This is a genomic window from Streptomyces sp. NPDC059564, assembly GCF_042735575.1.
Classification (GTDB): domain Bacteria; phylum Actinomycetota; class Actinomycetes; order Streptomycetales; family Streptomycetaceae; genus Streptomyces.
Window position 1 is genome coordinate 1 of sequence record NZ_JBHWBP010000341.1, and the last position, 8309, is coordinate 8309.

Annotated in this window: 9 protein-coding genes; 5 read left to right on the forward strand and 4 right to left on the reverse strand. The window is 73.5% G+C overall.

Translation table 11 applies throughout. From position 1 onward, the window contains the following. Positions 1–7: 7 nt before the first annotated feature. The 3 genes from ACFV0Q_RS34285 to ilvA form a co-directional block, all read right to left on the reverse strand. A complete protein-coding gene (locus ACFV0Q_RS34285; RefSeq protein ID WP_385010835.1) occupies positions 8–865 on the reverse strand; it encodes an ABC transporter permease in 858 nt (285 codons plus the stop codon). Beyond that, positions 862–1875, reverse strand: coding sequence for an ATP-binding cassette domain-containing protein (locus ACFV0Q_RS34290; RefSeq protein ID WP_385010837.1), 1014 nt, complete (start codon positions 1873–1875; stop codon positions 862–864). The genes ACFV0Q_RS34285 and ACFV0Q_RS34290 overlap by 4 nt, the downstream gene beginning before the upstream one ends. Before the next feature lie 191 nt (positions 1876–2066). Beyond that, the gene (ilvA, locus tag ACFV0Q_RS34295; protein ID WP_385010839.1) at positions 2067–3299 is read right to left on the reverse strand and encodes a threonine ammonia-lyase; all 1233 of its coding nucleotides are present in this window, start codon (positions 3297–3299) and stop codon (positions 2067–2069) included. A gap of 182 nt (positions 3300–3481) precedes the next feature. On the opposite strand from ilvA, the gene ACFV0Q_RS34300 reads away from it, so the two are divergent. From ACFV0Q_RS34300 to ACFV0Q_RS34310, 3 genes are all read left to right on the forward strand, one after another. Further along, positions 3482–4003, forward strand: a complete 522-nt coding sequence (locus ACFV0Q_RS34300; RefSeq protein ID WP_385010841.1) for a MarR family winged helix-turn-helix transcriptional regulator — start codon at positions 3482–3484, stop codon at positions 4001–4003. A gap of 62 nt (positions 4004–4065) precedes the next feature. Next, positions 4066–4533 (forward strand): sigma factor-like helix-turn-helix DNA-binding protein, encoded by a 468-nt coding sequence (locus ACFV0Q_RS34305; RefSeq protein ID WP_385010843.1) that lies wholly within the window; start codon positions 4066–4068, stop codon positions 4531–4533. After that, positions 4530–4781 carry a hypothetical protein gene (locus ACFV0Q_RS34310; RefSeq protein WP_385010845.1) on the forward strand — a complete coding sequence of 84 codons (252 nt, stop codon included), beginning with the start codon at positions 4530–4532 and terminating at the stop codon, positions 4779–4781. The genes ACFV0Q_RS34305 and ACFV0Q_RS34310 overlap by 4 nt, the downstream gene beginning before the upstream one ends. 25 nt (positions 4782–4806) lie before the next feature. On the opposite strand, the gene ACFV0Q_RS34315 is transcribed toward ACFV0Q_RS34310, so the two are convergent. Continuing rightward, the gene (locus ACFV0Q_RS34315) at positions 4807–5964 is read right to left on the reverse strand and encodes a cystathionine gamma-synthase (RefSeq protein WP_385010846.1); all 1158 of its coding nucleotides are present in this window, start codon (positions 5962–5964) and stop codon (positions 4807–4809) included. A 167-nt stretch (positions 5965–6131) separates the two neighbouring features. Here ACFV0Q_RS34315 and ACFV0Q_RS34320 point away from each other — a divergent pair, with 167 nt between their 5' ends. Beyond that, positions 6132–7244, forward strand: a complete 1113-nt coding sequence (locus ACFV0Q_RS34320; RefSeq protein ID WP_385010847.1) for a hypothetical protein — start codon at positions 6132–6134, stop codon at positions 7242–7244. 219 nt (positions 7245–7463) lie between these two features. Continuing rightward, a partial coding sequence (locus ACFV0Q_RS34325; RefSeq protein ID WP_385010849.1) for a M48 family metallopeptidase occupies positions 7464–8309 on the forward strand: 846 nt, incomplete at its 3' end.

The window sequence follows — 8309 nt, forward strand, 5'->3', positions numbered from 1 at the left end:
TCCGGGCTCAGGCGGTGGCCGAGCGGTACTTGCGGACGGCGAGGGTGCGGAACACCACGATGATCAGTACCGACCAGAGGATCGACGCGATCACCGGGTGCTGCATCGGCCAGGCCTGCGGCACCGGGTAGCCCTCCGGGAGGTTGCCGAAGAGTTCGCGGGCCGCCAGGACGGTCGCGCTGAAGGGGTTCCACTCGGCGATGTGCCGCAGGAAGGCCGGCATGTTGTCGGAGGGGACGAAGGCGATCGAGATGAACGTCAGCGGGAACAGCCAGATCAGCCCGCCCGAGGTGGCCGCCTCCGGGGTGCGCACCGACAGGCCGATCAGGGCGCCGATCCAGGAGAAGGCGTAGCCGAGCAGGAGCAGCAGGGCGAAGCCGCCGAGGACCTCGCCGATGCTGGTGTGGGTGCGCCAGCCGACGAGCAGGGCCACGAGCGCCAGGACGACGAGGGTGAGCGTGGTCTGGACGAGGTCGGCGAGGGTGCGGCCGGTGAGGACCGCGCCGCGGGCCATGGGCAGGGACCGGAAGCGGTCGATGAGGCCCTTGTGCATGTCGTCCGCGATGCCGGCGCCCGCTCCGGCGGTGGCGAAGGTGACGGTCTGGGCGAAGATGCCGGCCATCAGGAACTCGCGGTAGGCGGCCGGGGAGGTGTTGCCGCCGACGCTGATGGAGCCGCCGAAGACGTAGCTGAAGAGGACGACGAACATCACCGGCTGGATGACGCCGAAGATGATCATCTCGGGGATGCGGGACATCCGGATGAGGTTCCGCTTGGCGATCACCAGGGAGTCCCGGACGCCCTGGGTGATGCCGCCGCGGGGGCGGGGGGCCGCGCGTTCCACGGCCGGGGAGGTGATGGTCACTTCGCCGCCTCCTTGTGCGGGGCCTTGTCCTTGGGCGCGGCGCCGTCGGTGCCTTCGTCGTCCGGGGTGAGCGCGGCGGCGTGGCCGGTGAGGGAGATGAACACGTCGTCCAGGGTGGGGCGGCGCAGGCCGATGTCGTCGATCTCGATGCCCCGGGAGTCCAGTTCGCGGATGACCTCGGCGAGGAGTTTGGCGCCGCCGGAGACCGGGACGGTCAGCTTGCGGGTGTGCTCCTCGACGGTGGCCTCGCCCTTGCCGAAGCCGGCGAGGACCTGGCGGGCGGTGGTGATGTGCTCCCGCTCGTGGACGACGACCTCGACGCGCTCGCCGCCGGTCTGGGCCTTGAGCTGGTCGGAGGTGCCGCGGGCGATGACCTTGCCCTGGTCGACCACGGCGATGTCGTGGGCGAGGCGGTCGGCCTCCTCCAGGTACTGGGTGGTGAGCAGGAGGGTGGTGCCGCCGGCCACGAGTTCCTCGATGACGTCCCACAGGGCCTGGCGGTTGCGCGGGTCGAGGCCGGTGGTGGGCTCGTCCATGAACATCACGGGCGGGCGGACGACGAGGGCGGCGGCGAGGTCGAGGCGTCTGCGCATGCCGCCCGAGTAGGTCTTGGCGGTGCGGTCGGCGGCCTCGGCGAGGTTGAAGCGCTCCAGGAGTTCGACCGCGCGCGCCTTGGCCGCCCTGGCGCCCATCTGGTAGAGCTGGCCGACCATCTGGAGGTTCTCGCGGCCGGTGAGGTACTCGTCGACGGCGGCGAACTGGCCGGAGAGTCCTATGGAGCGGCGGACTTCGTTGGGGTGCTTGAGCACGTCGATCCCGGCGACGACGGCGCGGCCGCGGTCGGGCTGGAGGAGGGTGGTCAGGACGCGGACGGTCGTGGTCTTGCCGGCGCCGTTGGGGCCGAGCAGGCCCAGCACGGTGCCTTCGGGGACGTCGAGGTCCACGCCGTCCAGTGCCCGTACGTCGCCGAAGGTCTTCACCAGACCTTCGGCGTAGATGGCGCCTGGCATAAGGGATGCTCCCTGAGTCGATCGGGCCGCGGGGCGCGCCGAAGCCGGTGGAGAAACCGGGGCGTTCCTACGCGATTCCTGACTATGCCGGGCAGGCCTCGCCCGGCGCAACGGCACCGTATCGCGTCATATCGCGTTGCGCCATCGTCTTTTCCGAACCCGTCGCGTCCGGGCCGCCCCGGCCGCGTCCCTCAGCCCGTGACCTCGTAGCCCGCGCCGTGCAGGGTCCGGGCGACCTGCGCGCAGTGCTCGGGGCCCTTCGTCTCCAGGTGGAGTTCCACCTCGACCTCGGTGAGCGCGAGGCGCGGGTCGGTCCGTACGTGACTGACGTCCAGCACGTTCGCGTCCACCGTGCTCAGCACCCCCAGCAGGCCCGCGAGGGCCCCCGGCCGGTCGGTCACCCGCAGCCGCAGCGACAGGTAGCGCCCGGCCGCCACCATGCCGTGGCGCAGGATGCGCTGGAGCAGCAGCGGGTCGACGTTGCCGCCGGACAGGACGGCCACGACCGGACCGCCCCCGTACCGTTCGGGCTCGCTCAGCAGCGCGGCCACCGGACTGCAGCCGGCCGGCTCGACCACGAGCTTGGCCCGCTCCAGACAGAGCAGCAGCGCGCTGGAGAGCGCGTCCTCGGAGACCGTACGGACGTCGTCGAGGAGTTCGCCAATGATTTTGAAGGGGACGTCGCCGGGGCGGCCGACCTTGATGCCGTCCGCCATGGTGGTCGGGTTGTCGATCGCCACGGGGTGGCCGGCCCTCAGCGAGGGCGGGTACGCGGCCGCGCCCGCCGCCTGCACGCCGATCACCTTCACGTCCGGGCGCAGCGCCTTCACCGCGACGGCGATCCCGGCCGCGAGGCCGCCGCCGCCGATCCCGACGAGGATCGTGCGGACCTCCGGGCACTGCTCCAGGATCTCCAGGCCGACCGTGCCCTGACCGGCGATGATGTCGCGGTGGTCGAAGGGGTGGATGAACACCGCCCCGGTGCGGTCCGCGTACTCCTCGGCGGCGGCGAGGGTCTCGTCGACGACCTGGCCGTGCAGGCGCACCTGCGCGCCGTACTCCTCGGTGGCGGCGACCTTGGGCAGCGGGGCGCCGACGGGCATGAACACCGTGGAGCGGACCCCGAGCAGCGAGGAGGCGAGCGCGACGCCCTGCGCGTGGTTGCCCGCGCTGGCGGCGACGACGCCGGCCGCGCGCTGCTCGGGGCGCAGGCCCGCGATGCGCACGTACGCCCCGCGCAGTTTGAAGGAGCCGGTCCGCTGGAGGTTCTCGCACTTGAAGTGGACCGGGGAGCCGGTGAGGGCGGAAAGGTGCCGGCTGCCCTCCATCGCGGTGACCCGGGAAACGCCGGAGAGCATCTTCTGGGCCCCCCGGACGTCGTCGAGGATGACCTGCGGGACGGGCTGGGGCACGCGGTAGTTCATGCGGCCAGTCTCGCAGCCCGCGGAGGTCCCGGCTCAGGGGCGAAATCTCGCCATGCGGAACGCCGGTGGGGTGCCCGGCCCCAGGCTCCGTACGAGTTCTCGTAGGCGGCGTACGAGCCGCCGTACGGCCGCGTACTCTGTCCCCCATCCTTGTCGGCCCCATGCGAAGAGAGCCCACGGCCATGCCCACCATCCCGGCCAGTTCCGACCTGCCCGCGGCGGCCGAAGCGCCCGCCGGATCCGGTCTCCTCGACGCGCTCCAGCACCAGGTGGCGGTCTTCGCGCGGCGGGCCGAGCAGACCCGCCTGGGCGGCGTCGGCCAGGCCCGCAACTCGATGGACCGCGCCGCGTACCTGCTGCTGAACCGCCTCGACCTGGAAGGCCCGATGGGCGTGAAGGCGCTGGCCGGCGGGATGGGCATCGACTCGTCCACCGTCACCCGGCAGGTCGCCCCGCTCGTCGACAGCGGCCTGGTCAAGCGCACCTCGCACCCCGAGGACGGCCGGGCGGTGGTGCTCGCGCTGTCCGCGCGGGGGCTGGCGCGGCTGGAGGAGGTCCGCGCTTCGCGGCGGGAGCTGATGGTGCGGGTGACCGAGGGCTGGGCAGAGGAGGAGCGCGAGGTGTTCACGACGCTGCTGACCCGCTTCAACGTGTCCCTGTCGGAGCTGATGGCCGCGGCGGCCGAGGGCGGTCCGGCCTCCTGAGCCGGTGTCCGTGATCCGGCCGCGTCCGACCCCTTGACCGGGGTGGTGGCACCGGCCCCACCATGGGTGCCGTGGACCGGCGTTCGGGGCGGGACCCGGAGTTCGAGGCCTTCGTCGCGGGCGCGGCGGGGCGGCTGCTGCACGTCGCCGTCCTGCTGACCGCGGAGCCGCTGTCCGGGGCACCTGCCGGGGCGCCGTCCGCGGCGCCCGCCGCGCGCCGGATCCTGGCCGGGGCGCTGGCCCGTACGTACGCGCACTGGGAGCGGCTGCGCGGCGACGACCCGTACGACCACACCCGCCGGGAGCTCTGCGCGGCGTACGCCCGCACGGCCCGGCGGCTGGGCCCGGGCACGGGGGTGCTGGCGCGGCTGAGCCCGCTGGAGCGGCTCGTCCTGGTGATGCGGATCTACGAGGGCGTCGCGGAGGAGGTCACGGCCGCGCAGCTGGGACTGGCGCCGGAGCGGGTCGAGGCCGTCTGCCACCGGGCGGTGGCCGCGCTGCGCCGGGCCCGGTCGAGGGAGGCCGCATGAGCCCCCTCGACCGGAAGGAAGCCCAGGTCAGAGCGCTGCTGGAGGGGCCGCACCCGGCGGTCCCGGCCGGTCTGGCGGCGGCCGCCGCGGTGCGGGGCAGGCGCATGCTGCGCCGCCGCCGCGCGCTGCGCCGGTTCGGCTGGACGCTGTTGTGCGCGGCGGCGCTGGCCTTCACGGTCTGGGCGGTGCTGACGCGGCCGTGGGTCACGCCGCCGAGCGGTGTCTCCCCGCCCCTGGAGGGCTGGTAGGCCTCCGGGGGCGGGGACGACGGGCTTAACCCAGGGCCTGGGTGAGGTCCGCGATGAGGTCGTCGGCGTTCTCGATGCCGACGGAGACGCGGATCAGGTCCGCCGGGACCTCCAGGGCCGAGCCGGCCACCGAGGCGTGGGTCATGCGGCCCGGGTGCTCGATGAGGGACTCGACGCCGCCGAGGGACTCGGCCAGGGTGAAGATCTTGGTGCGGCCGCAGACCGCGACGGCCTCTTCCTCGCCGCCGGCGACCTGGAAGGAGACCATGCCGCCGAAGTTGCGCATCTGCTTGGCGGCGACCTCGTGGCCCGGGTGCTCGGGCAGGCCCGGGTAGAGGACCTTGGTGACCTTCGGGTGGCGCTGGAGCACCTCGACGATCTTCGCGGCGTTCTCGGCGTGCCGGTCCATGCGCACGGCGAGGGTCTTGATGCCGCGCAGCACGACCCAGGAGTCGAAGGGGCCGGCGACGGCGCCCATCGCGTTCTGGTGGTAGGCGAGTTCCTCACCGAGGGCCTCGTCGGCGGTGACGAGGGCGCCGCCGACGACGTCGGAGTGGCCGCCCATGTACTTGGTCAGCGAGTGCACGACGACGTCGGCGCCGAGCGCGAGGGGCTGCTGGAGGTAGGGGGACGCGAAGGTGTTGTCGACGACCAGCTTGGCGCCGGCCGTGCGCGCGATGTCGGCGACCATCGCGATGTCGGTGATGCCGAGGAGCGGGTTCGAGGGGGTCTCGACCCAGATGAGCTTGGTCTTCGGGGTCAGGGCCGCGCGCACGGAGTCCGCGTCGGAGGTGTCGGCCACCGACCACTCGACGCCCCAGCGGGACACGACCTTCGCGAAGAGGCGGAACGTGCCGCCGTACGCGTCGTTGGGGATGACCACGTGGTCGCCCGGGGAGAGCAGCGTGCGCAGCAGGCAGTCCTCGGCGGCGAGCCCGGACGCGAAGGCGAGGCCGCGCCGGCCGCCCTCCAGCGCCGCGAGGTTCTCCTCCAGCGCGGTACGGGTCGGGTTGGCGCTGCGGCTGTACTCGTAGCCTCCGCGCAGTCCGCCCACGCCGTCCTGCTTGTACGTGGACACCTGGTAGATCGGGGGGACGACCGCGCCGGTCTGCGGGTCCGCGGTGTTGCCCGCGTGGATCGCGCGGGTCTCGAAGCTCTGGTGCTCGTGGCTGTCGTCGCTCATGGGCAGATGCTATGCCCCGACCGGGGCGGAGTCCTCTCCTGGCCTGACGGTGCGCTGCCGGTGCGCTGACCGGGGAGCGGGGCGAGGCGAGGGGCGGGGTGAGGGGCGGGGTGAGGGGGGGGCGGGGCATTGGCCTTTCCCCGGCCGTGTCTGGTTCGCTGGAGGGCATGCAGATTATCTGGGTCCTGATGGGACTCGCCCTGGTCGCGGCCATGACGTTCCAGTTCGTACGGGCCCGGCGCGGCGGTGGCGGCCCCCGCCAGGTCGCGCCCGGCAGCCCCGACGCGGCCGACCCCGCGGACTACGGGTTCGCCCTGCAGGAGGAGCTGGACATCCGGGTGCCCGGGCCCGACCAGGACCTGATGGACGCGCTGGGCAACGTCCAGCGCAGCGGCGGGTGGCAGGCGGCCTCGGCGCTGCTGGCCGGCACTCCGAAGGAGGGCGAGCCGCGCTGGCAGCGCGTCCAGGCCTTCGGCGGGGCGGCCGCGCTGGAATTGGTGCAGCAGCCCGGCGCCGGCGCTGCGTGGCTGAAGGCGTGGCGGCTGGAGGCGGAGAAGGACGCGGGCGGCGCCCAGGTGCACGCGGAGCTGCTGGTGCAGCAGGCGTGGCGGCACTCGGGCGGAGTGGGGTCCGAGGACCACCGGATCATCCTGGAGGAGGCCCGGGCGGCCTGCCGCAAGGCGACGCTGCTGGCGCCCGGCGACCCGGTCCCGTTCATCACGGAGCTGGCCATCGCGCGGGCACTGGGGTATTCCGAGGCGGACTTCGACGTGCTGTGGGCGAAGGTGATGGACCTCGCCCCGGCGCACATGGGCGCGCACATCGCGGCCCTGCACTACTGGTGCGAGAAGTGGCACGGCTCGCGGGAGAAGGCCGACGCCTTCTCGCACGCCGCGGCGGCCCGCGCCCCGCGCGGCTCCCTGCTCGCGGCGCTGCCGCTGTTCGCGGTGTACGAGCACCTGCCCGAGGTGGTCCTCGTGAACAGCTTCTGGCAGAGCGCGGTCGTCACGCGGGCGGTGGAGGGCGCGCTGTACGCGGTGCACTCGGCGCGGGCCGACGACCCGATGCTGGCGCACGTACGGCACCTGCTGCTGCTGTTCCTGGTGAACATGGAGCGCTGGGCGGAGGCGATGGAGCAGGTCCGGCACGTGGACGGCTGCGTGGGCGCCCTGCCGTGGTCCGCCTCCCCGGACCCGGCCGCCTCGTACGCGGTGTACCGCGCCCTGGCCGTGGCCGGCTACGAGGCCAACGGCGGCTCCCCGGCCACCCTCCCCCACTGACCCTCCGCCGGGGGCGCGGACTCCTGAACGGGTGGGCCGGGTAAGGGGATCGGGGGCGGGGCCCGCGGGAACGGGCTGGTGGGCGGGCCGGGCGGGGGCCGGCGGAGTTGCCGTGCGTACGGTTCAGGCCGCATGATTCCGGCCGTGATCGTCCGCCGCGCCTCCCGCGCGGGGCCGCCTCGCCACCCGTACCACTCGTCCCTGGGGGGATCCGTCCTGATGGGCGCTTCACTACGCGCGCTGCGCGCTCTCGTCCTGCTCGCGGGCTTCTACCTGCTCAGCCTGGTCCTGCTCGGCCTCCTCGGCCTCGCCGACTGGGCCGTCCTGCACTGGCTGAGCGGCCCCGCCGCCGCCAAGCTCGTCCTCGTCACCGTCGTCCTCGCCTTCCCGATCCTGCGCGGCATGTTCATGCTCCGCACCCCCCGCTCCGAGCCGGCGGCGGGCGTACCCGCCACCGAGGAGCACGAAGGCGCGCTGTGGCGGGCCGTACGCGAGATCGCCGCGGAGGTCGGCACCCGCGCACCCGACGAGATATGGCTGACCGACGAGGTCAACGCCTCCGTCTCCGAGGACGCCCGGCTGCTGGGCCTGCGCCCCGGCACCCGCCGCCTCTACCTCGGCCTGCCCCTGATGGCGGGCCTGGACGAGATGCAGATGCGCGCCGTGCTCGCCCACGAGATGGGCCACTACGCCAACCTCGACACCCGCCTCACCCCGCTGATCCGGCGCGGCCACGCCCAGCTGGTCCGTACCGTCACGCACTTCCACGAGCAGGCCGACAAGAAGGAGGCCAAGGAGCGCGCCCGGCAGGAGAAGCGGGCCGAGAAGCGGACCGCCCAGGGCAAGAAGGCCAAGGAGATCGACACCGCGGGCGAGGGGATCAGCTACCGCGCCATGGCCCGGCTGTACACCCTCTACGCGAAGTTCTACCTGCGGGCCACCCTCGCCGGCTCCCGCCGCCAGGAGCTCGCCGCCGACCTCGCGGCCGTCCGCGTCGGCGGCCGTGACGCCGCCGCCTCCGCGCTGCGCGAGCTGCACGTCCTCGACCCGGCGCACGACTTCTAC

What these genes read in the sequence shown, in the direction of transcription:
- ACFV0Q_RS34315 (WP_385010846.1), bottom strand. Translation starts at nt 5,964, where the DNA reads ATGAGCGACGACAGCCACGAGCACCAGAGCTTCGAGACCCGCGCGATC.
- ACFV0Q_RS34310 (WP_385010845.1), top strand. Translation starts at nt 4,530, where the DNA reads ATGAGCCCCCTCGACCGGAAGGAAGCCCAGGTCAGAGCGCTGCTGGAG.
- ACFV0Q_RS34300 (WP_385010841.1), top strand. Translation starts at nt 3,482, where the DNA reads ATGCCCACCATCCCGGCCAGTTCCGACCTGCCCGCGGCGGCCGAAGCG.
- ACFV0Q_RS34290 (WP_385010837.1), bottom strand. Translation starts at nt 1,875, where the DNA reads ATGCCAGGCGCCATCTACGCCGAAGGTCTGGTGAAGACCTTCGGCGAC.
- ilvA (WP_385010839.1), bottom strand. Translation starts at nt 3,299, where the DNA reads ATGAACTACCGCGTGCCCCAGCCCGTCCCGCAGGTCATCCTCGACGAC.
- ACFV0Q_RS34305 (WP_385010843.1), top strand. Translation starts at nt 4,066, where the DNA reads ATGGGTGCCGTGGACCGGCGTTCGGGGCGGGACCCGGAGTTCGAGGCC.
- ACFV0Q_RS34320 (WP_385010847.1), top strand. Translation starts at nt 6,132, where the DNA reads ATGCAGATTATCTGGGTCCTGATGGGACTCGCCCTGGTCGCGGCCATG.